The following is a 25,854-nucleotide window of genomic DNA, read 5'->3' as shown; positions in this document are numbered from 1 at the left end:
GGGATTATGTGGTGAAAAACACGTCTTCTGACTTGATATTCGGACCAGGGACCAGTTCCGGATTTACACCAGCAGGAATAGCTGCTTTTGATGAACTACATCCAGCAGCCGTTGTTCGTGAAACCTTGCAGAATGCTCTTGATTCGGCTCATGAAGCAAAGATTAAGACTGCTGTTGTACGATTTCGACTTACCAGAATGTACATAAGAGAGATTCCTGGAATTAAGAGTTACGTTCGGGCTTTTAAATATGCTTGTATGTCTCAAAGGAAGTTGGGGAAAGGTAAGCTTCCTAGCCAAGCAGAGAATGTAGTTCGTACCATTAAAAACGCATTGACACAAGAATCGATTGACGTTTTGACGGTTGTCGATAACGGTATTGGACTAGACAAGCGTCGAATGACTGCACTCTTAAGTGATGGAGTAAGTGCCAAAGAGCATGACGCTACAGGTACCTATGGCAATGGACATTCTGTGGTAATTCCTGCATCTGATCTACGGTACATCCTGTATGGCGGCGTAACTGAAGGTGGTAGAAGTATAGGTGCTGGACATGCTGTATTGGCTTCTCACACTGTCGAAGGGGAACGATTCCCTCGAGCGGGCGATGGGTTTTACGTGCGTGGTCTTTTGGATGGAAAAAACGGCGACCTCTACGACTATGTAACAGGTCGAAATATACCCGAACTGATTTCTAAAGACCTCAAGGTAATAAAGAAGAACTCAGGTCACGGCGCTGTTGTGGTGATCCCAGCCTTCAATCATTTCCGTGAATACGAGAAGACTCTGTGGGATATGGTGTCTCAGTCTGCGGCGTGCAACTTTTTCGAAGCGCTATTAAAACGAAGACTTGTTGTAAAGGTTGAAGACTTCAGAATCAGAGAAAACCGTCAATCATATGTTCTGGATCATATCACTCTTTCTGAGACGCTAGAGGAATCTAAAAAGAACAAAAGGTCTCGTGCATTTCTAAACGGCGAGAGAGCTTTTGAGGCACACCATGTTCTTCGATATGGTAGTAATCATTCAGTGAAAACTTCGCAAGGTGATATACGTGTTTATATACACACGTCTAGATCAGGGAATACCCGAATTGATCTTTGTCGCAATGGTATGTGGATTGCCGATGAATACAAGATACCCGGTTTTTACTATAAGTTTAAGGAGCGTGCGCCATTTCACGCGGTTTTGCTACTTGATTCCTTAAATGGAATGGAACTTCATCGTCTGATTCGTGATGCTGAAGGCCCATTGCATAATTCCATTCGCATTAAAAACCTAAACAAAGTCGATCAGGGTAAGTTACGACAAGCTCTTGAGGAAATCCGTAATTGGATACTAAGCAATACGAAAGAAGCAGAAAGTAACTCCTTTAATCCTAGTGATTATTTAAATCTCGATTTCGGTGATGGAGGAAAGGGGTCACCTGGGTCAAGCCGGAGTTCCTTCTGGGGTACTCCCATGGTTGTCGAGAATAGGGTGCCCGATCGTAGAAACATACATTCAAATACCGCATCACTGCCCAATGATCCGATGTCAAGGAAGCGATCAGGACGAGTTAATACAGAACGCACGAGGAAAAGTCCAGTTCTTCATTCATTTCTACAAGCTGTTTCTGTGCCTATTAGCTCGAATAAACGGCGGATATTGATAGACAGTAAGGAGGGGATTGAAAACGCCGAACTTCGGCTTCGTATTGATGAGAACATTGATGCTACTTGTGATCGACTGCGCTATGATCAAATCGTACCTGTTTTTCTAAGTGAAGCTTCGATAAACGGGAAACTGACAGACGATTCTGACCTTATCCGAGAAAACGGGCATGCGGTTGGTTTGCGCCTTGGTAATATCCTGCCAGGTAATCTAGTCCAAGTTGAAGTAAAGTACAAAATCGATAAAGGAATAGGAATGATTGAGGGAACAACCCCTTCTCTACGGGTCGATGTGTTTGAGGCAGGCATTGATACAGAGGCAACACGTTGACTCAGATTACAACTGTAGCAAGATCTACATCCAATGGAATTAGGTGCCACACCCATCCGGTTTTAGAAACAGGAAATCTGTCTTATCCTGATGGCAGATATACTGTGGTGTTTGAGCCGGGTAACGACCAATCATCATTCTATCTAGCACACAATGTGGATGGATCACCGTTTGTTTCTCGGTTAATAGAAAACGGACAAGCGGTTTACGCCTGTATTGTGTCATCTCCCATTTCATCATATCGGCGCACACACCTAAGTAATGAATCTAGACATGAAGTCAGATGGAATGCTGACGACTTAGGAGAGCCACCTCTTTTTACACCAATGATTTTAAGTGGTATAACCGGTGAGTATGTTGTTAACAGTAAGACTGACGGTGTACACAGTGTATGGGATGGATCTTTAATATCGATTCAGAAAGGCTCCCGGCTAGCAGTGGGTTCGGTAGTACGTCTACAATCTTCCATATTTCAAATGTTATCGATTCAGAAAGATGAAACATTAGGCAACGGCAGGTTTTTTGTAGATGCAGAGACTGAGCCATTTCGTTTTTTGGTTAAAACGAGCCCAGATCTTCATGACTTTTTGCGATTTAGGATTGAAGATCCTATAAGAAAAAACATTATGACACATATCGTCACAGCTTGCCTAGCGCTTCTTCAGCGGGACTTCTACGATGACAATGATGAAGAAGGATGGAACACTCATCGTAGTCTTCGTGCACTTTCCGACTTTTTGACAAACAAAGGCCTACCTTGTTGGTACGATCAAGGGTTTCGACCGGAGAAAGTTGCAACAGAGCTTTACGAACATTTGTTACCATCGAGAGACGAGGAGGAGGATGAGTGACATCTCTCTCATTCACTGAACTAAGTGATGTTGACTACACTAGATTGCGTAGAAGGTTACTAAGGACAAAAGGCGGGAAGCACCAGATCGAGTTTTTGAAAGTTGTCCGGAACAGCAACGACTTTAACGCTTATATGGCTGAGATTCCTGTTATAGGCTCTTTCGATATACCACTTTCACCCGATCCTATGACAGAAGACGAATTCAAAGCGCCACCTATGGATACCGAAAACAGACTGTATCGCTCCTGGGGCAAGTTAAAACCTCGGACAGCATGCAGATCAACTTTCTGGACATATCTAACATGTCGCCATATTGAAGGGCATAAGATCGAATCCTCGTATCTTGCTTCAAACGGAGGCGTCTTTCGAAGTGGAGCGGAACGTATCGACCGTGTTCTCCAATTAGGCGAAGACGTCAACCAATACATTGCAATAGACACTTGTGTGCGTACGGTTTTGAGACGTATGGGTGGTATTCCCGAGGCAAGAGGTAATCGAACAGTATACGTAGACACACCATTTGGTCGGGCTTGGTGGAGAGAACATTTGGTGGCCCAGATCGCAAATGGTGACTTAACCCTCGCTGAACAGATACGCCATATAATCCGTATACATCAAACGTATTGGGAGAAAATCATACAGTTAATCGTCTCAAGAAACTCGACTTTTGGCTCAGTTCAAGTTCGTAACGCATTCGTCATAGCACTGGCTCAAGAAATCGCTGAAAACCCTGAATCTGAACTACGTAAGACCAAGGAGTTAGAACGCGCCTGTCGACGAGTAGCTGTACATCAAGGCACTCGAGAACTTAGCATTCTAAATGATGTAGAAATAAACGATGTAATGAGGTCAGTCTTAAACTAGTGAGTGTTTTCAATCAGCAACTTAAATCCTGACGTATGTAGACCCAATCGTGAATTTTAAAAAGTGAAGGTCCTATGACCTATGTAAATCCTGCTCATTATGACAAACGTCCAGTAAAGAACTGGCTTCAGAGGGCCAATGAAGGGACGATTTCGCTTCCCGATTTCCAAAGGAGTTATGTTTGGAACAATCAACGGATAGCAAACTACTTAAAAGCTCTATTTCAAAACCGGCCTACTGGTGTATTTCTAATTCTCCCTATCAGAGACGAACCTCAGTTTGTATCGCGTCCGCTTATGGGTATTAACGTCGAGGATGGTAACCCAACTGAGCTTGTACTTGATGGCCAACAACGTCTCACTTCGCTTTGGCATGCTCTTCGAGGAACGCCTGACCATCAGTTTTTTGTGGAAGTTAGTGACCTGAGTTCAAGGGAAATGGACGTAAGCAATGTTCATACCTATTCAACAAGGTCTTCGCAATATCGGGTTTTAAGGGAACCAGCAGTTGCATATGATAAGAATCTCGTGCCGATTGATATACTTTGGGAGGACATGGACGAAAACAACCCAGAACGAGACGAGTTGGGAAAGATCTGGGACTGGAGCAATAGTGCCTGTAGTACTGATAGCGATGAAGCACGTAGACTCGAAAGAGCAATAGGAAGACTACAAAAAGAACACTTGCTCAACAGAGAGCTACATTATTGTGCACTTCCCCCTGAAACTTCAAAACAAGAAGCGATTGACGTATTCATTGAAACAAATAGTTCCTCTGTTACTGTGAAAAGATTTGATATCGTAGTTGCCACCGCTCAGAGACAATATGAGGAGCATCTACGCCAGTGTATTGAGGATTTCCATAACGACAACGATTTGACAAGCAATTATTTTAAAGGTGATGAGCAGGAAACTATACCGGAAATTGGTGAGTGGATTTTGAAAGTTGCTTGCCTTAAAGTAAGAACAGAGCAACACCCATTAGGTCTACCTCCCAAAGAGGCCAATTACGAGAAGGCATTAACGGCTGTATTTGCGAGCGATCAAGATTCACCCAGACCCATTGACAGTTTACTTATTGACTTGAAGTTTGCTCTTGCAACTGCCGCTAAACATGGCGGAGTAACCCATAGAACGTTGGCATCTTGGCCACCAGTTCATGTTGTCGCTGCGATACAGGAAGAGCTGAAAGGTGTCGAAGGTACTGCGCGTTCAAGGGCCGCGAGAGTAGGTACAGCGAACAAACTTATATCTACTTATCTGTGGCGTGCGTTTTTAACAGACAGGTACGAGGTTCAAGCAAATGACAGACTGTATGAAGACTATAAACAGTTACGTCAGTGCCTATTTTCAATAAGAAATACCGGAACAACAGATGAATCGATGTTACCACCAATGTTGAACGATAGCCTACATCCATTACCGAGTGAAGATGATTTATTAGACACGGCTTGGTCTTGGATAGGATTAAAATCACGTCGAGGACGTGCCATAGCTGCGATTACCTTGGCAAACAATCCCAAAGACTGGGCTACTGGTGAAACTCTAGATACAGAAACTGTTCGGAGCTTAGAAAACTCGGGAGAATTGGAGAGACATCACGTTTTCCCAAAGGATTTTTTAAAAGAGCACATAGATGTCGGGAGGATAAATCTAGGATTAAACGGTGTTGTTCTTAAAAAGATCACTAATCGATCGTTCTCAAGAAATGATCCGGCTTTATATATGAATAACCTATTGAACCAGTCCAGTGTTACTGATAGCGAATTACGACAGAGGGTGGAGACCCACCTGGTTCCATATGAGTTATTGGTTTCAAGCGGCGACCCTGAGAGTCGTTATGAAGTGTTTTTAAGTGAAAGAGCCAAGATCATGATAGAGAAAATAAACGAACTCGCAGTGTTACCCTAACTCAGAGACGACTTCGATCATTCCTGATTACGCTTCTGCGTATATTCATTATGACACATGTTGTCCTAATTCACGTTCAACCTCCCCACCCGCTCCAGCCTCTCCACCTGCTCCAGCCTCTCCTGCAACGTCGGATGAGTACCCAGCTTCGCCAGGAACTTTCGCGGCGGTTTCAGTTGGTCGTTGATTTGGTGCAGCCGGTAAAGGGCTTGTTTGTACAGGTCTGTGCCCACCCACAGGGCGGCGGTCGCGTCCGCCTGGTGTTCGTGCCGCCTCGAAAGCGGGAACAGGACGAGAAGGATAAGCAGGAAGACGTTCAATCCGCTTAGTACGCCATTCGCCCATATCTGCCAGTATACGTCCTGCGCCCCGAAGTAAGCGTGAAAATCGATCAGCCGGAAGAGTACCTGGACGCCGAGGGCCCATAACACGATCGCCACCAATACTTTGGTCATGTGCCGATGCCGCCCATGGGCTAATTCGTGCGCCAGGGCCGCCATGATCTCTCCTTCGCTCATTCGCTCCAGCAGTCGGTTCGTAAAGAAGATACACTGTACCTTGCGGAAAAGACCGGCCACGACGGCGTTGGCCGTCTTGCCTTTTATGGCGTAGATCTTCTCGACCCTGATGTCCATCCCGGTCACGGATATCAAGCGCTTCACGGCGCGGTCCATCCGCTCGTCCTGCAGTTCGTTGCCGCGAAAGAGGATACGTATGATGTAGGGCGCGCAGCTGAACGAACAGACATTGCCGATAATCACGGCTACTACGACCAGGATGATAAACGGAATCGAACCGGCTTCCTTGAATCCCGGCATCCGCTCCTCGAAGGTACTTTGCATGGTGAGCAGCACCGCTAAGATAACGAATACACCGATGATCATTCCGCACATGATCATCGCCATAAACATGCCGAATTCAACCAGCTTCTCACGCCAGTTCAAACGGATCGTATCGTCAACGGCTTGGTCCGGCTGATGCGCACCGTCCGCCTGGTCCGGGCCGTCTTCAGGTGTCCGCTCGTTTCCCAACGGGTAGTTTTGTCCGGCTTTTTGCACGTGTATCCTCCCGGCTGTGTACATTGGAACGAATTCACATAACTTAGAATGGATTAAGTATATTGTCAAAAACGACAAACGTTTGCAAGTCGTTTATTTCAGGAGGCCAGGCCGAGGGCTCAGTCACGCGGTCACAATCGCTTGACACGAGCAGCCGTTTTTAGCCCTTTGTCATGGATGCCAGGGCCGCGGTATGACACCATCGTGCGGCCGGGCGGGAGAACGTACAAAACCGGTGCCATGAATAGGGCTGACACCATCGATTGAGGCAGGGAGCGCCACCTGTGAAATGGACCACTGCGAAGGCTGTCGTCCTTCTTCCGGCGGCGGCTACGATCTATGTCCCGGCCGTGATCCTGTGGGTATTGGCCGATACACCGGGCGCGCTGTCGCCGGCAGAGCCCACGCAGTTCCGTTTCTGGATCGGGATCGCGATGGCGTTGGACGGCTTGGTCCTGGCGGCGTGGACCATGGCGCTGTTCGAGCGGATCGGAAAGGGTACGCCGGCGCCGTGGGCCCCGCCCGAGAAGCTGGTCGTCCTCGGCCCCTATCGCCACCTGCGCAACCCCATGAATTCGGGCATGCTGCTCATCCTCGGCGCCGAATCCCTGCTCTTCGGCTCATGGTACCTGGCGGGCTGGATGTGTGTGTTCTTCGCGGTGTGCGCGATCTACTTCCCGCTCCACGAGGAACCGGGCCTGGAGCGCCGGTTCGGTGAACCCTACCGGCTGTACAAGGCAAACGTACCGCGCTGGATACCGAGGATACGGCCGTGGGAAGGGCCGTAATCAAGGGGTGCGCCGAGCATCGCGAGATCTCAGCGTAAATTCAGTTATTCCTATACGATCAAATTGACTCAGTTTACCAAATTCCCTGTAGGGTTACACCGAGATCATGTCACAAGCAACTTCCTCTTTAAATAGAAGATTCCTCATTGTGGGAAGTACAATTGAATCCGCTTCTGACATAAACACGTCCAACAATACTTGTATTTCGGATTCATCAATGCGCCTCAGTAGTGTAGATCTGTATCTCGAAATTGAAGCCAAGGCGAAGGAGAGTAATAGAGTAGCGGTCATTGTAGGTAATAGCGCTTTTCTTGATATTCCATGCCAACTATACACTAGACCGCGGTTTATTTGTCCCTGCTCTAAAACAACATGACCACCGAAGTTGATTAGCCGAAGACATTTCGACTGGTGGTCTTGTATGGCGTCGTTCTCGTCTGCATATCCTGTGTGTGAATGGTAAACAAGCTTATTACTAGTAGCATCGTGCAATTTGTAATGCTGAACAAGATCAGGCATTGCATTTTCTATACGGGATTTTGATATACGAGGCTCCGATTCTAGAGGACTCGTAATTATGTATTCGACCTTGTTGTGATAGAGGGTAGTGTTACGTTCTTGAAATGTACTTATATCCACTTTGATTTGTTGAGTACTGATGTTGAAAAGTCGGGTAAGTTCAAATTGGACAAGATGTATAGCACCAAAAAGTTCATTTAGTCTGAACTTACGGTTCCTAATTGAAACACCAGAAAGTATAGAATGAAAAAGAGGAACGGCACCTACGTTGGCTTCTACGAGTACAGATGTCAGGTTCAAGGAATTCAAAGCATGTGACTTGTCTACCACACCATGCCTTCTGTATTTTTCATAGTAATTGGGTCTGTATGCTAGTACAACCGCAACGGCGAGATTCAGGTAGCAATAATACTGCAATACAGGTCGTATGCGCCTCGAACAATCAAGGCTATCTTCATAGAAATTCAGCGCTTGTCCGACGAAAGAACTGATATCGGCACTGTATTTTTGGGCTTCTTTTGGAGTAAATGTGTACTTTTCTTGAAGCAACATCCTTGCAACTTTCGATGAAGCGAGATGTCTAAGATATGCCGCATGTGTCTCGATAGGTATCGCGCTGCTGCCAACGATGCTAAACGGACCTACTATTTGAGGCATTGCATTTCTCCAGATTAATGGCACTGACTTCAATTTCTATCATAACGATGCGTTAGGACTATAGAGTCATCCTTGATCTAAAATGGACAGAGACGAGCTTTAACATTTAAGTTGTCTTTACTTTTCCGGTGTTTATTAAAACAGACAGTGGGAAGTTACTTCACATGTATGAGATTACGCCAGAAAACTATCAACTTCAGGAGATTTAGAGTCAAGTTGATTTAATGAATGTTTACCGGGCATGTAAAATCAGTTCTAGGTTTACAACATCAGACCAAAACGCAGTAAAGTACATCGGGAAGGGCACGCCGGCGCCGTGGGCCCCGCCCGAGAAGCTGGTCGTCCTCGGCCCCTATCGCCACCTACGCAATCCCATGAATTCGGGCATGCTGCTCATTCTCGGCGCCGAGTCCCTGCTCTTCGGCTCATGGCACCTGGCGGGCTGGATGTGCGTGTTCTTCGTGGTGTGCGCGATCTACTTCCCACTCCACGAGGAACCGGGCCTGGAGCGGCGGTTCGGCGAACCCTACCGGCTGTACAAGGCGAATGTACCGCGCTGGATACCGAGGATACGGCCGTGGGAGGGACCGTGAATCGGACAGGCTTAACTTAACGGAGCGCACATGGCCATCATCGAGGACGTGAACGGCGTGCTCAGCCGGATCAACAATATGGATCTGCATATCCGCATCGTCATGGGCACGGAATCGAAGTCCATCAAATACGACAGCGATCCGGAAATCGAGATCAACTGGGCGGTCGCGAACGACTGGGACGGCATACCCGAAGAGATCGGATTCTGGATCATTTTTACGAAGGACTGGGTGTTTGACGATACGCAGAAGTTTTACGACGTTATATTCAACACGGTCCGGGGGAACCTGAACCTGCGAAGGTGGATAAAACTGGAACCCATTTACAGCAACGAACACCTGCTCGAAGGAAAGTTCTACATCGTGGCGATCGTCGCGGATGTGCTGATGAATGACGAGGTGCGCCGGCAAGCGGTCGAGAACCAGCAATGACCGCGGCCCGGTCGCTTACGAGGACAACTCCGGTACGCTCAAGCCCGGTTCGGCGTACCCTTCCGGCTGTAATGGGACAGCGTGCCAGGTTGGTCGGCGGGATCCGTTGATGGTTAATCTTGACGCTTCTCCTCTACAATCTGGATCAAGTTGCCGCATGTATCGTCGAAGACTGCGCAAATGACCGTCCCAAGGTCGGTTGGCGGCTGCACGAATCGCACTCCTTTTGCCAGAAGACGCTCGTGTTCGGCTTCAACTTCGTCGACCGCGAAGGCGGTATAGGGGATACCGTCCTCCACAAGGGCCTTCTTGAACGGACGCGCTGCGGGATGGGCATCAGGTTCGAGCACCAATTCCGTCCCCTCCGGATCTTCCTCGGATACCACGGTGATCCAGGCGTATTCTCCCAGGGGTATGTTATGCTTCAACTGGAAGCCAAGCGTTTCCGTGTAAAAGCGAAGCGCCTTTTGCTGGTCGTCTACCATGACGCTGGTCGCGTGGATTCTCATTTCTCGATGCCCTCCTCCGATGATTGTGAAGTGTCCTCGTCTGCCGAGATGGGCCACCTCTCCCCGATTGCCTTCAACGGGGCGCCTACGAACCAGTGAAGCTTCGACCTTCCCTCGAACTTCGTGCGAATGAGTCCGGCGGCCTCTAAAATGTCCAGGTGTTGTGAGATCGCCTGGCGCGAGGAGTGGATGCCGTGTTTCATAATCAGGCGCCCACAGAGTTCGAAGAGCGTTTGACCCGACCGTTCCACGAGTTCATCCAGGATGACCCGCCTGGTTCGGTCAGCGATTGCGCGGTAAACATCCACATCATTCATAATAGGCAAGTACACACTTGCATGTCAACTCCTTAAATCACGGATCCCCAAACGGGTGCAGATCGATCGGCGTGAGCACGCCGTGGAATCCGTACTTGACGCCCGACCGGTCTCCCTTGCCGGGCGGGAAGTACTCCTCGATGAGCGCTAGCAGCCGGCGGTTGAATTCGGCGGCCTGGGCTTCCGACAGCCTTGCGCGGTTGTGATTGATCGACACCTGGAAGGAAGGTCCGTACATCCCTTCGGCGACTTCGCGGAATGCCTGGTTGAACTGGCCGGCCACGGCTGCCGGGATGGCCTCCCGTGGCTGGCTGCCCTTTGGCTGGCCGCCCACCGCGTATCGGCCGTCCCCCGGGCCAATTGAATTGCCCGCTTCCTGCTCCGCCCGGACGCGGATCACGCCCGCCGTGGGCAGACACCGCCATTTCCGGGGATCTTCCGCCCCATCACTCTCCAGGCGTACGACACCCGTCTCTTCCAGCCTTTGAATGTGGTACAGCACCCGGGCATCCGTAACATCGAGTGCTTCCGAGATTTCCGTGATCGATTTTCCCGCTTCGAGGATCTCGAGGATACGCCAGCGTAGAGGATCGAGGATGACATCTGCACGATCACCTTCGATAACCAGTTCAGCGACGCCCTGAGACTCGATTGCAAAGGTGACTTCACGCCAGGTGGTCATGTTGTTGCTCCTTCACGAATGTTCGGATTTCTTCGCCGTCACCATATATGAACCGTACTTACGATCGCGGAACCAGGCGGACGCTTTCGGGTATCTTTCGCTGTAGAAGGCGACCGATTCCTCAACCCATGCGGATTCGACCCGGTCAAAACCCACGGCTTTCAGGCAGTCCAGGGTCGGTTCCAGGTAATTCCGCGGCCCGATCGGCAGGAAATCGGGATGGCGCCGGTCGTCTTCGGCGGTGTGGCGGGCGGAAAAAAAAGAAGTCTGTACCGCGAGTCTGCCATCCGGACGCAACACGCGGTAACATTCCTGGAAGATCCTATTCACATCGCCGGTGAAGGGCAAGGCTCCCTGGCTCCATACCACGTCGAAGCTGTGGTCCTCGAAGGGCATCTGGGCCGCATCCCCATACTTGAAACGCACCTTGTCCAGCAGGCCCATCAATCGCGTACGGATGGTCGCTATGAGCAGCCGGTCGTATTCCCGGTCCAGCCCGACCACCGAACAGCCCCATGCTTCCGCCAGGTGCCGAGCCGGTCCGCCCGCGCCGCACCCCGCATCCAGCACCAGGTCTTCCGATGAAAGGCCGGTCCGCTCAGCCATGCGCACCGTGGCCTGTTGCCCGCCGCAGTGATAACCCGCGTCTCCCCGCAGTTCGTCTTCCGTGTTCCAGAAGAGGCCGATATCGATGGATTCGTCCTTGAACGCGGCCAGACGCTCAAGGAAATCGTCCTTGTCCAGCAACCCTTTCTCTTCGAGCAGGTCGACGATGCCCAGGAGCAGGAGACTGTTGGTCTGCGTCCAGGTTTCCTGTCTGTCTTTTGATTCCATGTTACCAATATACTTTCAAAATCATCAACATGCCGCCTAATTGGGAGAAGCTAGAACGGTATGAGTTATGATTGGTACAACGCGTCGGTCACAGTTCGCCCGGTTTATCCGGCTGATAATCGGAGGCATTCGGAGGCATTATGAATAAGCAACATACGTACCAGATCGGTGTGGTGTGGACGGGGAATCAGGGCGATGGCACGAGTACGTACAGGGGCTATACGCGGGATTACGATATCGCATGCGAGGGCAAGCCGGTAGTCAAGGGTTCCGCGGACCCCGGCTACCTGGGCGACTCCGCGCGCCATAATCCGGAGGACATGCTGCTGGCTTCTCTATCGGCCTGTCACATGCTCTGGTATCTGCATCTCTGCACGGTGAGCAAGGTCGTGGTGACCGCCTACGAGGACCGCGCGGAAGGCGTGCTGGAACTGAATCAGGACGGCTCGGGCCAGTTCGCGCGCGTGACCCTCCGGCCCCGCGTTACGATTTCGGCGGAGAGCGACGCGGCCACCGCGGAGCGGCTGCACGAGCGGGCCAATGCCATGTGCTTCATCGCCCGGTCAGTGAACTTCCCGGTGGATCACGAGGCGGAGACGGTTATTGGCTAGTGTGTGGCAGTTGAGTAGGTTTATGGCAGTTGAGTAGGTGTACGGTAGACAGGTGGAGCTGGATGTATCGAGCCTGAGAAATGTAAATTCAATCATTTTATTGGCACAATTAACGTTAATTGTGTCAACGAATGTACTCATATTAAGTGTTACAAATGAACTTGGAATACACCGCAGTAGTGAAACACACTGGCGAATGGTGGATTGGCTGGATTGAGGAAGTGCCTGGTGTCAATTGCCAGGAACGTACCCACCAGGAATTACGGCAAAGTCTCGTCGAATCGCTTTCAGAAGCATTGGAATTCAACAAGCGCGAGGCCCTGGCTGCCAGGGGAAGAGAATCATGAGTCGTTACCTTATCGTTATTGAAAAGACCGGAACTGGACTCTCAGCGTATTCACCTGACCTTACAGGTTGCGTATCAACTGGAACTACACGGTCTGAAGTAGAATCGAACATGAAGGAAGCGATTGAGTTTCATCTCGACGGGATGAAAGAAGAAGGGTATCCCATACCCGAGCCCACAGCGAAATCCACTTACCTTGAAATAGCACATTAACGCATGATTGCCATTTCATAGGCCGCTCCCGACTCGTTTTTTTTAATCTCCCCCTCCACTCATGGCACCCACCTGTTCCAATCCTCATTTTCCCTAAAAACTGCTTGACATAACAGACAAATGTCTGTTTTATGGATTTTCAGGCGGTCGTTTTGGCGCGCCGGCCCGTTGCGCTGGCCCAATTCGTCAGCCCATGGCGCCGGCCCATTTCAGCGGCCGATCGCGCCGTCCCATAGTGACGCGCCGCTCTGTTTTCCTCATCCGCGGACCGAGGAGACCATCATGGCCTACACATCGCCTGGGAAGACCAGGGAGAAGATCTACGATTTCGTGCGGGAGCGTATCCTGAGCGGGACCCCGCCCACGACCCGGGACGTGCAGCGCGCATTCGGGTTCCGTGCGGTCCAGTCCGCCCGCCAGCACCTGGAGAAGCTGGTGTTCGAGGGGAAACTCGCCAAGGTGGACGGCAGGTCCCGGGGTTACCGGTTGCCGGAGTTCGGCAAGGCCAGTCCCACCCAGTTGATCCCCATGCTGGGACGCGTACAGGCGGGCGAACTGACCGAGGCCATGGAGGATCCGCCAGAATACATCATGGCGCAGACGCGTTTCGACGACGATGAACTCTTCGCCCTGACCGTGGAGGGGGAGAGCATGCTCCATGCCGGCATCCTGCCGGGGGACATGGTGATCGTGCGTCGGCAGCCGACAGCCAGTCCGGGGGATATCGTGGTGGCCCTGGTGGGTGACGAGGCGACGGTCAAGCGGTACCGGGAGCGGGACGGCCGCGTCGAGCTGCATCCGGAGAACGAGGCCTTCGACCCGATCATCCCCCGGGAGGACGGTGCGCCCTTTTCGCTGCTGGGCAAGGTCATCGAGATACGGCGGAGCGTTGAATAGGACGGCCAGCCCGGCGCGTCGAATAACACATCGAGCACATCGCACAACCGAAGGAATCATCATGTCGTCCCTGCAGGACCGGGATCTGCAGGATCTCGAACCTTATTTCACGCGGATGCCCGCCGGAAAGCGGGAGGAGCGGCCGCGCTGGTCGCGGTCGCATTTGGCCGGGCGCCTCTGCGAGCTCTCGTCCGTCCCGGGCGCCGCCCTGCTGACGGCCGCCTTCCGGCTGGTGCTGGACGCCCAGCTCGAGGGCGAGCCGGCGGCCTGGATCACGGCGACGCCGGACACCTTCTTCGCGCCGGACGCGGCGGAGAGCGGCGTGGACCTGGACGCCCTGGTGGTCATCCGCGTGCCGGACGCCCGGGCCGCGGCGCGGGCGGCGGACCGGGTCCTGCGTTCGGGCGGCTTCGGCCTGGTGGTGCTGGACCTGCACGCCGATTCCAGGATCCCCGTGCCCCTGCAGGTACGCCTGGCCCGGCAGGCGAGGGACCACCATGCCGCCCTCCTGTGCCTCACCGCCAAGTCCCGCGAGGCGCCTTCGCTGGGACCGATGGTCACCCTGAGGGGCCAGACCTCCTGCCGCCGCCTGGCGGTGGACCGTTTTCAATGCGAAATCGAAATCCTGAAGGACAAACGCCATGGACCGGGCTGGCGCCACACCGAAATCTGCCGCGGGCCGGACGGCCTGCATTAACATCCGGGCGCTGCCGCTCCGGCTCCTGCTGAGGAGCCATCCGCAGTGGCGGGAACGGCCGGTGGCGGTGGTGGAAGAGGATAAGCCCCTGAGTCCCATCCTGTGGCTCAACGCCGCGGCCGTCCGGGGCGGGATCCGGCCGGGCATGAAGTACGCCGCGGCCCTCTCCCTGGACCGCGGCCTGTGCGCCGGGACGATTTCGGAGGAGGAGGTCGGGGCGGCGGTCCGGCAGGTCCACGGCGCGCTGGACCGTTTCAGCCCCCGGGTGGAGCCGAGCGCGGAGGAGCCGGGGATCTTCTGGGTGGACGCGGGGGGACTGGACCTGCTCTACGCGTCGCTGGAGGACTGGGCCGGGCAGATGCACGCCGCCCTCTCCGGGCTGGAACTGCCGGCGAGCATCGCGGTCGGTTTTAGCCGCTTCGGCACCTATGCCGTCGCCAAAGCGAGGGACGCGGTGGCCGTGCTCCCCACCATGGCGGTCGAGGATGCCGAGAGCCGTAAGGTTCGGCTGCTCGATCTGCAACTCGAGCCGAAGCTGCGGGAACGGCTGGACAAGCTGGCCGTGTATACCGTGGGGGATTTCCTGGCCCTTCCCGGGGAGCGGATCGCCCGGCATCTCGGCGAGCAGGCCCGGACCCTCTACCGCTTCGCGGCGGGAGACCGGTCCCTGCCCCTTCAGCCGCGGGGCCTTTCCGAACCGCTCCGCGCCCGGATGGAACTGGACGCGAACGAATCGGACGCCCGGGGCCTCCAGTTCCGGGTGTCCCAGCTATTGGCGCCCCTGCTGAAGGCCGCGGGCGAAAGATACCAGGCGGCCGCCGCCCTCCGGCTGGCGTTCCGGCAGGAGAACGGTACGCGCCATCGCTGCCGGGTCCAGGCGGCCGAACCGACGCTGGACGCCAGGGTCCTGCTGGAACTGGTGGGCCTGCGCCTGGAAACGATTTCCTTCCCCTTCCCCCCGGTGGAACTGGCCCTCGAGGTGGAGGGCGTGCGCGTCACCGCCGACAAGCTGAACCTCCTGCAGGAGAATCCGGACCGCGACACCGGTTCGGCCATGCGGGCCCTTGCGCGGGTCCGGGCCGAGTTCGGCCCCGGCTCGGTCCTCACGGCGCAACTGGCGTCGGGGCATCTCCCGGAAGCCCGTTTCGGGTGGCAGCCCTTCGGCAAGCTCGCCGCGCCCGCCCCCCGGCCGGTGGCCGTGCGCGCCCTGGTGCGCCGCGCCCACGCCAGTCCCCGGCTCCTGGAAGGCCAGCCCGTGAACTGGCAGTCGCCTTCGGGCCCCGGCCCGCCCCCGGAACACCTGGTCAGCGGCGGATGGTGGGTCCGGGAGGTCCGGAGGGACTACCGTTTCGTCGACACCGCGCGGGGCGAAACCCTCTGGATCTACTACGACCACGGGAGCGGCCGCTGGTACGTCCAGGGCCGGGTGGAATAATGGCCCGTGAACGCGCGGAGCCGGCGCCCTCGAATGGATTTGCGTCTCCAGATCCGCCCCGTGAACGCGCGGCCCCGGCGTCCCGCACCGTCGCGGCCCCGGCGCCCACGAACCCCACCTGCGCGCCCCGGGCCGGCGCCAGCCCCTACGCGCCCCTCTGGTGCAAGAGCAATTACTCCTTCCTGGAAGGGGCCAGCCATCCCGAGGAACTGGTGGAGGCCTGCCGGCGCCTGGGGCTTTCCTCCCTGACCCTCACCGACCGCAACGGGGTGTACGGCATCGTGCGGGCCCACGTCCGCGCACGGGAGCTGGACGTCCACCTGGTCGTGGGATCGCAGGTCAGCCTCCGGGACGGCTCGGAGATCGTGCTGCTGGTCCAGGACCGGGAAGGCTACGCCCATCTCTGCCGGCTGCTGACCGCCGGACACCTGCGCGGCGCCAAGGGGAACTGCCGGGTGGGCTGGGAGGAGGTGTGCCGCCACAGCCCGGGGCTGATCGCCCTGTGGATCGGGGGAACGGGGCCGCCCTTCCCCGAACCGCTCCGCGCGGCCTTCGAAGACCGCCTGTACGTGGTCCTGGCCCGGCACCGCCGGGCGGAGGAGACCCTGAAGGAGATCCGCCTGCGGGAACTGGCGGACCGGTTCGGCCTGCCCACCGTGGCCGCCGTGGAGGTCCTCTACCATACGCCCGGACGGCGCCCCCTGCAGGACGTGCTGACCTGCATCCGGGAGGGGGTGACCCTGCCCGCGGCCGGGCGGCTCCTCCGGCCGAACGACCAGCACGCGCTCAAGGGGCCGGAGGACATGGCCCGCCTCTTCGCCGACGACCCGGCGTCCCTCGAACGGACCCGCGAGGTGGCCGCCCGGTGCACCTTCTCCCTCGGGGAACTGCGCTACCGCTACCCGCTGGAGCGCCTGCCGAAGGGCAAGACGTCCATCCAGTACCTGGAGGAGCGCACCTTCGAGGGCGCGGCCCGCCGCCTGGGCGGCAAGTTCGAAACGCAGGTCCCCCAGCTGAAGAAGGAACTCGCGCTGATCCGGGAGCTGGAGTACGAGGGTTATTTCCTGACCATGCACGAGATCGTGGAGTACTGCCGCCGCGAGCGCATCCTCTGCCAGGGCCGCGGGTCGGCGGCCAACTCCGCCGTCTGCTTCGCCCTAGGCATCACGGGCGTGGACCCCACCCAGGTGAACCTCCTCTTCGAACGGTTTATCTCCAGGGAAAGGGCCGAGCCGCCGGACATCGACCTGGACATCGAGCACAACCGCCGGGAGGAGGTGATCCAGCACGTGTACAAGAAGTACGGGCGCACCCACGCCGCCATGGTGGCCAACGTGGTCCGCTACCGCCACCGGTCCGCCATCCGGGAGGTGGGCAAGGTCCTCGAGATCCCGGCCACCGGCCTGGACCGCCTGGCCCGGCAGGTGTCCCACGGGCACTGGGACGAGGACTTCATCCGCCAGGCCGGCCTCGACCCGGAGAACCCGGCCCTGCGCCACCTGGCCGCCCTGGTACTGGAGATCCAGGACTTCCCCCGCCACCTCTCCATCCACCCCGGGGGCTTCCTGCTGGGCCACCACCCCGTCCACGACCTGGTGCCCATCGAGAACGCCACCATGGAGGGGCGGACGGTGATCCAGTGGGACAAGGAGGACGTGGAGGACGCGGGCCTGTTCAAGGTGGACCTCCTGGGCCTGGGCGCCCTCAACCTGCTGCACCTCGGCTTCGACCTCCTGCGGCGGCACCGCCGGATGGAACTCTCCCTGGCCACGCTCCCCCGGGAGGACGCCGCCACCTTCGACCTGATCTGCCGCAGCGACACGGTGGGCGTGTTCCAGATCGAGAGCCGAGCCCAGATGGCCATGCTGGGGCGCCTGAAGCCCCGCACCTACTACGACCTGGTGATCGAGATCAGCATCGTCCGCCCCGGGCCCATCACGGGCGGCATGGTCCATCCCTACCTGCGGCGGCGCAACGGCGAGGAAGAGGTCACCTATCCCCACGAAAGCCTCGTGCCCGTCCTGGAGAAGACCCTGGGCGTGCCCCTCTTCCAGGAGCAGGTGATGCAACTGGCCATGGTGGCGGCGGACTACACCCCCGGCGAGGCCGACCAGCTCCGGCGGGACATGGCCGCCTGGCGGCGGTCGGGACGGATCGAGCGGCACCGGGAACGGCTGGTTTCGCGCATGATCAAAAAAGGCATCGCCGAGGAATTCGCCGAGCACGTCTTCATGCAGATCCGCGGCTTCGGCGAGTACGGCTTCCCGGAGAGCCACGCCGCCAGCTTCGCCCACATCGCCTACGCCACCGCCTACCTGCGCTGCCACTACCCGGCGGAGTTCACCTGCGCCCTGCTGAACGCCCAGCCCATGGGGTTCTACTCGCCTTCCACCATCGTCAACGACGCCCGGATACACGGGGTGGAGGTGCGCCCGGTGAGCCTGCGCCGCAGCCGCTGGGACTGCACGCTGGAAGAGGCGGCCGGCCGCAAGCCCCGTCTCCCCTTCGCGGTCCGCATGGGCCTGCGCTACGTCCGCGGACTGGGGGAAGGAGACGGCGCGCGGCTGGAAGCGGCCATGGAGCAGGCGCCCTTCCGCGATATCGCCGACGTCGCCCGGCGGAGCGGCCTGGGCGCGGACAAGCTCGAGTCCCTGGCCGAGGCGGGCGCCTTCGCGTGCTTCGGCCCGTTCGGCCCGGACCGCCGCGGCGCCTTATGGCAGGTCCTGGGGACCAAAACCGGCGGGCCGCCCCCCTTGCCGCTGAAGAACCGCGACGCCCAGCCCCGCTTTCAGTCCCTGAACAGCCTGGAGACCATCCTCTGGGACCACCAGGCCGCCGGCCACAGCGTGCAGGGCCACCTCCTCAAGCCGCGCCGAGCCGAACTCGCCGCCCGGGGACTGCCCACCGCCCGGGAACTCAACGGCATGCCGGACGGACGCTCGGTCCGCTATGTGGGCCTGGTCATCTGCCGCCAGCGCCCCGGGACCGCCCAGGGCGTCACCTTCATGACGCTGGAGGACGAGACCGGCTTCGTGAACCTGGTCATCTGGGAAAAGGTGTTCGAGCGCAACGCCCTGCTGGCCAGGACGCTGCACTGCATGGGCGTGACCGGCAACCTGCAGGTGGGCGAGGGCGTGGTCCACCTCGTGGTCGAGGCGGTCTGGGACCCGAAGCTGGAGGACCGCACGCTGCGGCTCAGAAGCCGGGATTTTCGATGAAGGTTGCAATTGGACGGCATAAAACTTGCAATCAGACGGAACCGTACATCAACTGGCCGGCAGGGACGCGGCTTCCGTATGGCTACTTCGCCGGCAGGGACGCGGCGTAATCGGCGGTCCGGGCCACCCAGGTCGCCAGGTCATCCTCGCTCGCGATGCCCGCCGGCTCCACCAGGGCCCATCCCCTCATGGTCCGACCCGCGATGTCGGCGGGTCTGGTGTGCGGTTCGGCCAGCGTCTCCTCGTGTTTCTCCCGCTCGAGCCGCACGATGAGCGAGCCCTTCCAGGTCCCCACACACATGTTGCCGTTGATCAAGAAGCAGACGCCACCGAACATGTTTTTCTCGGAGTATCCCGGATACGGTGAAAGTATGGGCCGAATCCGGCCGGCCAACGCGTTGTCGCTCATCTTGACCCGCCTCCCGGAAAATACAGTCGCCTTCGTTCCAATTTAACCATTATCATTCCTCAATATAAATCGACATCAGCTATTTCAACATGGTAACGCGATTCCAACGCGATTCAAGGAGAGACGCACAAATGGAAAACCCGGTCATTCGTGAATGCGAACCCGAAGACGTGGAAGCCGTTCATCAGCTGGACCTGGACTGGGAATCCGAAGGGGTGACATACGGCTTCGGACCCAGTTCTCCGGACGAAATAAGGGAAGCCCTGGGGCCCTATTTGCTCGTGGCCGTTGCGGCCGACGAAATCATCGGGTACAGCCGTGGCGAGGTCCACGTCAGCCGCGACCTGTGTGTATTCGAAGAGGGGGAGCAACACCTGGAAATATACGATCTGTACGTCAGGGAACCCTACCGAAGCGCGGGAATCGGCGGAAAGCTGGTTGAACGCATGAAGGAGGTTGCCGGGCGGAACGGCATCCGGCGGTTCCGCGTACACTCGGCCACCATGGACCTGGACCGCGTGCTCAAATTCTACCGAAATCACGGCTTTAAGACGTGGTGCCTGGAGATGTTCATATGAAATTGGACGACGCAATATGATGAAGTTGAAAACTTCGTAATTGATGTTGACTATGAAAGAAAAGAGATCAACTTGTGAAATTATCGCTCAAAACGTATGCAGGAGTCGTCAATTGACCGGCATTGTTCGTGGTCTAATGGTATCGTTAACGACCTTGTGCCACATCGATGTTGAACCATCCGTTCGGGATTACGGTATGGTGAGTTACGCTCCCGGAACTCGATTCCTGGCCGTTTTCATGACCCTGTCCCTGGCCTGCCTGTCGGCCTGCCTGACCAATCCGTCCAGTCCGCCGGCGCAGGAACCCACCACGATCACGCTGTCGACGTACCGGATCGTGTTCACGGCCGTCAACGACCATGTACTCATCGACACCACGGTTCTGGACCAGGACGGCGGGGTGCTTACCAACGCCACGGTGCATTGGAGAAGCGCGGACAAAAACGTCGCCAGGGTCAGCGACCGGGGCGTGGTGACGGCCGCGGGGAACGGTACGACGCAAATCTACGTCACGTCGGGTGACGCCAGGGCAATCGCGATAGTCTCGGTGGAGCAGACGGTGGACAGTATCGAAATTCTGCCATCCTCCATCACGCTGACGCATCCGGGCGAGACGGACCAGTTCACGGCTGTGGTCTACGACTCGAACACCAGGATCATCCCGGGCGCGGCGGTGGTTTGGTCGAGCAGCCACCCTGAAATCGTCACGGTGGACGCCACCGGCCTGGTGACGGCGGTGTCGACCGGCACGGCGCGAGTTACGGCCTCCTCGGGGAACTTGTCGGCACACGCGACGATACACGTGGACATCGGTCTACAAAGCCGTCGGAGCCTCCACCATTATCTACACCAGTAACGTCGTCAGACCGCGAGGTGCTGATCGAGTTCCACCACGTAGTAACTATCCGGTCTGTACGATCATCGCGGAGGCGTTTCACCCTTCCCCCACCATCCCCTTCAGCCGGTCCCACTCCTGGACGTATTCGGCCAGGTGCCCGTTCTCCGGAGATTTCGCCTTCTCCTCGAGCATGGACCGCACCAGGTCCTGTTCTTCCCGGTACTGGTCGTCGTTGAAGAACCCGGCAAAATGAGCGATGCGTAGCCAGACGAGGTAGGTCGTCACGGCGTCGTGCTGGTTGTACTGGGCGATGCGCCGGATACCGCCGTCGAGCCAGGCCTCGGCGACGCTGTCGCCATCGAAACCGCCCATCTTGCCCGGTATGCCCGACAGCACCGCCATCTCCTTCAGGGAGGGGCGCGCCTTGCCCCACTCTCCGATGGCCGTCATCAGGTCCACGTTCCACTCGCTGGCCCGCGAGAAGTAATCGTAGCCCTCCCACGGCTTGTCCGGCCGTATGCAGAACCCGGCCGCGGTGATGCCCTTGATGATCCCCCGCTGGATCATGATCGGCAGGTCCGATCCGGTGGAATTGAACCCGACGAGCTGGGGCAGGCGGCGGCCCACGCTTTCGAGGAACCGGGACAGGATCGCGGCTTCGTCGCAGTCGTCGGGGTTGTCCGGGTCCCGGGGTTGGACGCGCAGGTCGATCGTGACGTTTCCCTGGGGATCCTGGCTCCGGGTCACCATGGCGATGGAGACCAGGCGGGACATGGCGTACTTGAGAAAGGGCCGCGGCTTTTCTTCGGTGGCCCCGTTCTGCCGCCACATCTCCTGGACGACTTCGAAGTCGGGCATATCGGCCGGCAGGTCGTAGAGCAGGCGCCCCGCATCGGGGTCGGGCACCCATTCCGCGTCGAAAGCCCACACATCGTGTTTTACGCTTTTGAACATGATTGGTCTCGATTTCGGTGGAGTACGTTTTCCGGGTCGGGTTGTCTGTGAATAACATTACCTGGTTAGAACACTATTTATCGAACATCATACCTCGCACGCGGCGTCTCCGCACGCAGCATCTCCGCACGCGGCATCTCCAACGACTCACTCCATCTCCTCTATGGTGACGGGCACCGAGGTGTATCTGAGCATGCCGAATAGACGATCTATCGGCCGCACAGGAAGGATGCGTACCGTTCTGCCATCAACCAGGTAGCGAATCCCGTCGCCCGTTTTTAACCCAAGCGCTTCTCGCACGGGTGCAGGTAGCGTCGTCCGGCCATCTGCGGAGATTTTTGACTCAGTCATAATTGTCCTTTCTGCTAAACTACTGAACACGTGATTCTCCTTCGATATTATCGGCAATGCGCTCATCAGTTGCAAGGAACAGCGCGTCCCGTTCGTCCTGCGGTACGTACGTTCCCGGACGGTCCGCCGACTTCATGGCCGCGCGCAGCGGAGCGAGATCCTGTTCGTGGAAGTGCGCCAGAAAACGGATGTTCCGCTGGACTTCCGAAGCGCTGAGGCGGGCGACGGGTTTCTCCAGCAGGCCGTGGGTCAGGGGCACGAGGGCGTCGGGTCCGGCGCCGGCCAGGAAGCCTTCGAGGGCGGCAACGACTTCCGGCGGCACCTGGCGGAAGCCGGTGAGGCGGGAACCCCGGATCCTTTCGTGGAGCGGGAGATGCCGGACCGGTTCGATATGTCCGATCAGCTTCAGCACGTAGACCAGCGCGTCGAAGGCGGCCAGGGCGCGCCGCCGCGACTTGAACACGCCGAACCACTTGAGGTCCAGATCCTGCCACGCATCCACATGGGTCGTGAAGCAGAGCAGGACCTGCTTCTCCGAGCCACCCAGGCCGAGGGCCGGGTACAGGAAGTCCCAGGTGCCGTCCTCGTTGTAAGGCGGCCGCAGCTTGCGGATCAGTTCGTTCTCGAGCAGCAAGGCCTCGCGTTCCGAGTCCCGCGGCATGATCTCGAGGGTGCTCGCCTCCCGGACCAGCATCCGCATCTTGCGGTGCACCTTGCGGCGCGAGGCGTTTCGGTACTGCTGGAGGCGCCGCCTTATGTTCCCGGCCTTGCCGACGTAGAGGACGGCTCCCTGCCCGTCCTTGAACAGGTAGACCGCCGGCGTCATGGGCGATTCATCGATGAGGCGCTCACCGAATTTCCGGTCGAACTGGCGCATGGTGTGTTCGTGTCTACAATGTATCTACAGCGCATCTACGTTGCATATAGGCCTGACGACAGTTATAATATACCCTTGTATACCGCATCGACATCCCAAATCCCTCATTTTTCACGAATATCCCGCGCACCGACCGGAGAGCCCGACCATGACCGCGGAAAAACTGATCATCGATTATATAAGCGACCAGGACGACGACCTGTCCCGGATGGCCATGGACATCTGGGACCATCCGCAGATCGCGATGCAGGAGACCTACGCGTCGAAACTGCAGGCAAAGGATCTGGAAGCGGACGGCTTTACCATCGAGTGGGGCGCCGGGGGGATGGAAACGGCTTTCGTCGCCACCTGGGGCTCGGGAGATCCCATCATCGGGTTCCTGGGGGAGTATGACGCACTGCCGGGCCTGTCCCAGACGGTTTCCGCCGAGCGGGAAGCCATCGAACCGGGCGGCCCCGGCCACGGCTGCGGCCACAATCTCTTCGGCACGGCGTGCCTGGGTTCGGTAAAGGCCCTGAAGCGCGCGATGGAACGGGATGGCATCGCCGGCACGATCCGGTACTACGGCTGTCCCGCGGAAGAACAGGTGGTGGGCAAGGTGCTCATGGCGCGCGACGGCGTGTTCGACGACCTCGACGCCGCCATCACCTGGCATCCCGGCGCTACGAACCTGGTCTGGAACGGTTCGTCGCTCGCGCTCAACTCCTTCAAGGTGAACTTCCACGGCGTGGCCGCCCATGCCTCGGCCATGCCGCACCAGGGACGCAGCGCCCTCGACGGGGTGATGCTGATGGACGTGGGCATGAACTACCTCCGGGAGCACGTGATCCCGGAGGCCCGCATCCACAGCGTGGTAACGAGCGGCGGGGAAGCGCCGAACGTGGTGCCGGCCTATGCCCAGGTGTGGTACTACATCCGGTCGCCGAAACGCGCCGAGGTGGAAGAGATGTTCGAACGGGTGCTCGACATAGCGAAGGGCGCCGCGCTGATGAGCGGCACCACCCACGATGTCGAGTTCATTGGGGGCGCCTACGAGGTCCTGCCGAACGGCACGATCTCCGACCTGATGCTGAAGAACATGCAGGCCGTAAACGATCTCGCCTTCACCGCCGAGGAGCGGCGCTTCGCCCGGCAGCTCCAGGCGACTTTTCCAGAGAACGCGGTCCGGTCGGCCTACGAGCGGATGGAGAAATCGACGGTCAAGGATTCCATTGCCGAAAGCATCGAGAATCCCCTCTGGACGCAGGTACTTCCCCATTCCGACACACCGCCGCACGTGGAAGGATCGACAGACGTGGGCGACGTGAGCTGGATCGCGCCCACGGGGCAGCTCACGACCTGCTGCTGGCCCCTGGGCACGCCGGCCCACAGCTGGCAGATGGTGGCCTCCTCCGGTTCGAGTATCGGCAGCAGGGGCATGCTCTTCGCGGCCAAGTCCCTGGCGCTGACGGGCCTTGACCTGTTGCGGGACCCGGACCTGCTCAAACGCGCCAACGAGGAATTCGACGAGGCGCGGGACGGCAAGACGTACAGGAGCGCGCTGCCGGACGCGTAGTGCGCTGCCTGACGAGCGAGGGCCGGATGCGCGAGGACCAGATGACAAGTACCATTCCGAAGGTTGCCATGCCCCCGAAGCCGAAGGTCGCCATGCCCCCGGACGCCGGCGACCGGTACCGGCGAGACGGCTTCTTTTTCTCGCCGCCCATCATCCCGGCCGATCTGATCGAACGCGTGACCGCCCGCATGGACGCGGTCATGGCCGGTGAATACGAGACCGGGGAACCACCGCGCCGGTCTTGGAATCCTGGAGACGATCCCAAGCGCATCCGCAAGATCGACCAGGCGCATCTGTCGGACCGGACCATCTACGAACTGGCCTCGCACCCCGAAATAGGGCGTTGGGCGGCCGCCCTCCTGGGGGCGAAACGCGTCCAGTTGTGGGCGTCCCAGATGCTCTACAAACCACCGGTCGGTCCGGGCGGCGGGGTGACCGGCAATGTCGGCTGGCACCAGGACAAGCAGTACTGGAGGTACCTGGAAGGCGAGCTGTTCACGGCCTGGGTCGCCGTGAGCGACGTGACGGCGGCGTCCGGCCCCATGCGGTTCCTGCGGGGCTCGCACCGGTGGGGGCTGCTGGACAGCGGCGACTTCTTCGGCCACGACCACGAGGCGCAGCAGAAGGACATCCCCGTACCCGAGGGAGAACGCTGGGAAGAAGCCTGTGCGGTCCTGCCTCCCGGCGCGGTCAGTTTCCACGACCGCCACACCTACCACGCCAGCGGGCCGAACGTATCGGACGCGCCGCGCCGCAGCTTTGCCTTTCACCTGCGCACGGAAAACGCCCGGCCGGTGGAGGGACGCAACGACTACTACGTGCAGCACCTGGACGATCTCGCCTATTGCCCGGTGCTATACGAGGCGTGATTTAACAA

General features: G+C 57.6%; 26 protein-coding genes. 17 read left to right on the top strand and 9 right to left on the bottom strand.

Translation table 11 applies throughout. The annotated features are described in order from the left end of the window. The first annotated feature begins 8 nt into the window (after window positions 1–8). The 3 genes from F4X08_01250 (at window position 9) to F4X08_01240 (ending at window position 5,609) form a co-directional block, all read left to right on the top strand. Window positions 9–1,982 carry a hypothetical protein gene (locus tag F4X08_01250; protein MYD24429.1) on the top strand — a complete coding sequence of 658 codons (1,974 nt, stop codon included), beginning with the start codon at window positions 9–11 and terminating at the stop codon, window positions 1,980–1,982. Further along, the gene (locus F4X08_01245; protein MYD24428.1) at window positions 1,979–2,833 is read left to right on the top strand and encodes a hypothetical protein; all 855 of its coding nucleotides are present in this window, start codon (window positions 1,979–1,981) and stop codon (window positions 2,831–2,833) included. Before F4X08_01250 ends, F4X08_01245 begins: the two co-directional genes overlap by 4 nt. A 940-nt stretch (window positions 2,834–3,773) precedes the next feature. After that, a complete protein-coding gene (locus F4X08_01240) occupies window positions 3,774–5,609 on the top strand; it encodes a DUF262 domain-containing protein (GenBank protein ID MYD24427.1) in 1,836 nt (611 codons plus the stop codon). A 65-nt stretch (window positions 5,610–5,674) separates the two neighbouring features. On the opposite strand, the gene F4X08_01235 is transcribed toward F4X08_01240, so the two are convergent. Next, window positions 5,675–6,691, bottom strand: coding sequence for a M48 family metalloprotease (locus F4X08_01235; protein ID MYD24426.1), 1,017 nt, complete (start codon window positions 6,689–6,691; stop codon window positions 5,675–5,677). A gap of 260 nt (window positions 6,692–6,951) precedes the next feature. Between F4X08_01235 and F4X08_01230 the strand changes: the two genes are divergently transcribed. After that, entirely contained in the window at window positions 6,952–7,455 is a 504-nt protein-coding gene (locus F4X08_01230; protein MYD24425.1) for an isoprenylcysteine carboxylmethyltransferase family protein, read from the top strand. A gap of 93 nt (window positions 7,456–7,548) precedes the next feature. Here F4X08_01230 and F4X08_01225 read toward each other — a convergent pair whose 3' ends face one another. Further along, window positions 7,549–8,631 carry a hypothetical protein gene (locus F4X08_01225; protein MYD24424.1) on the bottom strand — a complete coding sequence of 361 codons (1,083 nt, stop codon included), beginning with the start codon at window positions 8,629–8,631 and terminating at the stop codon, window positions 7,549–7,551. 224 nt (window positions 8,632–8,855) lie between these two features. On the opposite strand from F4X08_01225, the gene F4X08_01220 reads away from it, so the two are divergent. Both F4X08_01220 and F4X08_01215 read left to right on the top strand, forming a co-directional pair. Next, on the top strand, window positions 8,856–9,224 hold the full coding sequence (locus F4X08_01220; GenBank protein ID MYD24423.1) for an isoprenylcysteine carboxylmethyltransferase family protein: 369 nt from the start codon (window positions 8,856–8,858) through the stop codon (window positions 9,222–9,224). Window positions 9,225–9,254: 30 nt separating this feature from the next. Beyond that, on the top strand, window positions 9,255–9,656 hold the full coding sequence (locus F4X08_01215) for a hypothetical protein (GenBank protein ID MYD24422.1): 402 nt from the start codon (window positions 9,255–9,257) through the stop codon (window positions 9,654–9,656). Window positions 9,657–9,769: 113 nt separating this feature from the next. Here the strand turns inward: F4X08_01215 and F4X08_01210 are convergent, their stop codons facing one another. From F4X08_01210 to F4X08_01195, 4 genes are read right to left on the bottom strand one after another with little or no spacing between them, the layout of a single operon-like run. Continuing rightward, window positions 9,770–10,165 (bottom strand): VOC family protein, encoded by a 396-nt coding sequence (locus tag F4X08_01210; GenBank protein ID MYD24421.1) that lies wholly within the window; start codon window positions 10,163–10,165, stop codon window positions 9,770–9,772. After that, a complete protein-coding gene (locus F4X08_01205; GenBank protein ID MYD24420.1) occupies window positions 10,162–10,482 on the bottom strand; it encodes a helix-turn-helix transcriptional regulator in 321 nt (106 codons plus the stop codon). Before F4X08_01205 ends, F4X08_01210 begins: the two co-directional genes overlap by 4 nt. A 37-nt stretch (window positions 10,483–10,519) precedes the next feature. Next, window positions 10,520–11,164 carry a winged helix-turn-helix transcriptional regulator gene (locus F4X08_01200; protein ID MYD24419.1) on the bottom strand — a complete coding sequence of 215 codons (645 nt, stop codon included), beginning with the start codon at window positions 11,162–11,164 and terminating at the stop codon, window positions 10,520–10,522. Window positions 11,165–11,176: 12 nt separating this feature from the next. Continuing rightward, on the bottom strand, window positions 11,177–11,998 hold the full coding sequence (locus F4X08_01195) for a methyltransferase domain-containing protein (GenBank protein MYD24418.1): 822 nt from the start codon (window positions 11,996–11,998) through the stop codon (window positions 11,177–11,179). A gap of 137 nt (window positions 11,999–12,135) precedes the next feature. On the opposite strand from F4X08_01195, the gene F4X08_01190 reads away from it, so the two are divergent. The 7 genes from F4X08_01190 to dnaE all read left to right on the top strand — a co-directional run bounded on the left by F4X08_01190 (window position 12,136) and on the right by dnaE (window position 19,415). Then, window positions 12,136–12,609 (top strand): OsmC family peroxiredoxin, encoded by a 474-nt coding sequence (locus F4X08_01190; GenBank protein ID MYD24417.1) that lies wholly within the window; start codon window positions 12,136–12,138, stop codon window positions 12,607–12,609. 155 nt (window positions 12,610–12,764) lie between these two features. Further along, complete coding sequence (locus F4X08_01185; protein MYD24416.1) at window positions 12,765–12,956, top strand: type II toxin-antitoxin system HicB family antitoxin; 192 nt, start codon at window positions 12,765–12,767, stop codon at window positions 12,954–12,956. Continuing rightward, window positions 12,953–13,168, top strand: a complete 216-nt coding sequence (locus F4X08_01180) for a type II toxin-antitoxin system HicB family antitoxin (protein ID MYD24415.1) — start codon at window positions 12,953–12,955, stop codon at window positions 13,166–13,168. Before F4X08_01185 ends, F4X08_01180 begins: the two co-directional genes overlap by 4 nt. A gap of 282 nt (window positions 13,169–13,450) precedes the next feature. After that, a complete protein-coding gene (gene lexA, locus F4X08_01175; protein MYD24414.1) occupies window positions 13,451–14,065 on the top strand; it encodes a repressor LexA in 615 nt (204 codons plus the stop codon). 61 nt (window positions 14,066–14,126) lie between these two features. After that, window positions 14,127–14,762, top strand: coding sequence for a recombinase A (locus F4X08_01170; protein ID MYD24413.1), 636 nt, complete (start codon window positions 14,127–14,129; stop codon window positions 14,760–14,762). After that, window positions 14,707–16,197, top strand: coding sequence for a DNA polymerase Y family protein (locus F4X08_01165; protein MYD24412.1), 1,491 nt, complete (start codon window positions 14,707–14,709; stop codon window positions 16,195–16,197). Before F4X08_01170 ends, F4X08_01165 begins: the two co-directional genes overlap by 56 nt. Further along, on the top strand, window positions 16,197–19,415 hold the full coding sequence (dnaE, locus tag F4X08_01160) for a DNA polymerase III subunit alpha (protein MYD24411.1): 3,219 nt from the start codon (window positions 16,197–16,199) through the stop codon (window positions 19,413–19,415). The genes F4X08_01165 and dnaE overlap by 1 nt, the downstream gene beginning before the upstream one ends. An 82-nt stretch (window positions 19,416–19,497) precedes the next feature. On the opposite strand, the gene F4X08_01155 is transcribed toward dnaE, so the two are convergent. Next, window positions 19,498–19,824: a TfoX/Sxy family protein gene (locus tag F4X08_01155; protein MYD24410.1), complete on the bottom strand. Its 327-nt coding sequence runs from the start codon at window positions 19,822–19,824 to the stop codon at window positions 19,498–19,500. An 89-nt stretch (window positions 19,825–19,913) separates the two neighbouring features. Between F4X08_01155 and F4X08_01150 the strand changes: the two genes are divergently transcribed. Further along, the gene (locus tag F4X08_01150; GenBank protein MYD24409.1) at window positions 19,914–20,402 is read left to right on the top strand and encodes a GNAT family N-acetyltransferase; all 489 of its coding nucleotides are present in this window, start codon (window positions 19,914–19,916) and stop codon (window positions 20,400–20,402) included. A gap of 43 nt (window positions 20,403–20,445) precedes the next feature. Continuing rightward, the gene (locus F4X08_01145) at window positions 20,446–21,258 is read left to right on the top strand and encodes an Ig domain-containing protein (GenBank protein ID MYD24408.1); all 813 of its coding nucleotides are present in this window, start codon (window positions 20,446–20,448) and stop codon (window positions 21,256–21,258) included. 78 nt (window positions 21,259–21,336) lie between these two features. Here the strand turns inward: F4X08_01145 and F4X08_01140 are convergent, their stop codons facing one another. Both F4X08_01140 and F4X08_01135 read right to left on the bottom strand, forming a co-directional pair. After that, window positions 21,337–22,194 carry a hypothetical protein gene (locus F4X08_01140; protein MYD24407.1) on the bottom strand — a complete coding sequence of 286 codons (858 nt, stop codon included), beginning with the start codon at window positions 22,192–22,194 and terminating at the stop codon, window positions 21,337–21,339. 370 nt (window positions 22,195–22,564) lie between these two features. After that, window positions 22,565–23,422 (bottom strand): nucleotide excision repair endonuclease, encoded by an 858-nt coding sequence (locus F4X08_01135; GenBank protein ID MYD24406.1) that lies wholly within the window; start codon window positions 23,420–23,422, stop codon window positions 22,565–22,567. Between the two features lie 148 nt (window positions 23,423–23,570). Here F4X08_01135 and F4X08_01130 point away from each other — a divergent pair, with 148 nt between their 5' ends. After that, window positions 23,571–24,977 carry an amidohydrolase gene (locus F4X08_01130; GenBank protein ID MYD24405.1) on the top strand — a complete coding sequence of 469 codons (1,407 nt, stop codon included), beginning with the start codon at window positions 23,571–23,573 and terminating at the stop codon, window positions 24,975–24,977. Beyond that, complete coding sequence (locus F4X08_01125) at window positions 24,977–25,846, top strand: phytanoyl-CoA dioxygenase family protein (protein MYD24404.1); 870 nt, start codon at window positions 24,977–24,979, stop codon at window positions 25,844–25,846. The genes F4X08_01130 and F4X08_01125 overlap by 1 nt, the downstream gene beginning before the upstream one ends. Window positions 25,847–25,854 lie beyond the last annotated feature (8 nt).

The sequence above is a fragment of the Gemmatimonadota bacterium genome (genome assembly GCA_009841265.1).
Taxonomy (GTDB): domain Bacteria; phylum JAAXHH01; class JAAXHH01; order JAAXHH01; family JAAXHH01; genus JAAXHH01.
The sequence above is the reverse complement of the archived record's forward strand: the minus strand, read 5'-3'. Positions and strand labels throughout refer to the sequence as shown.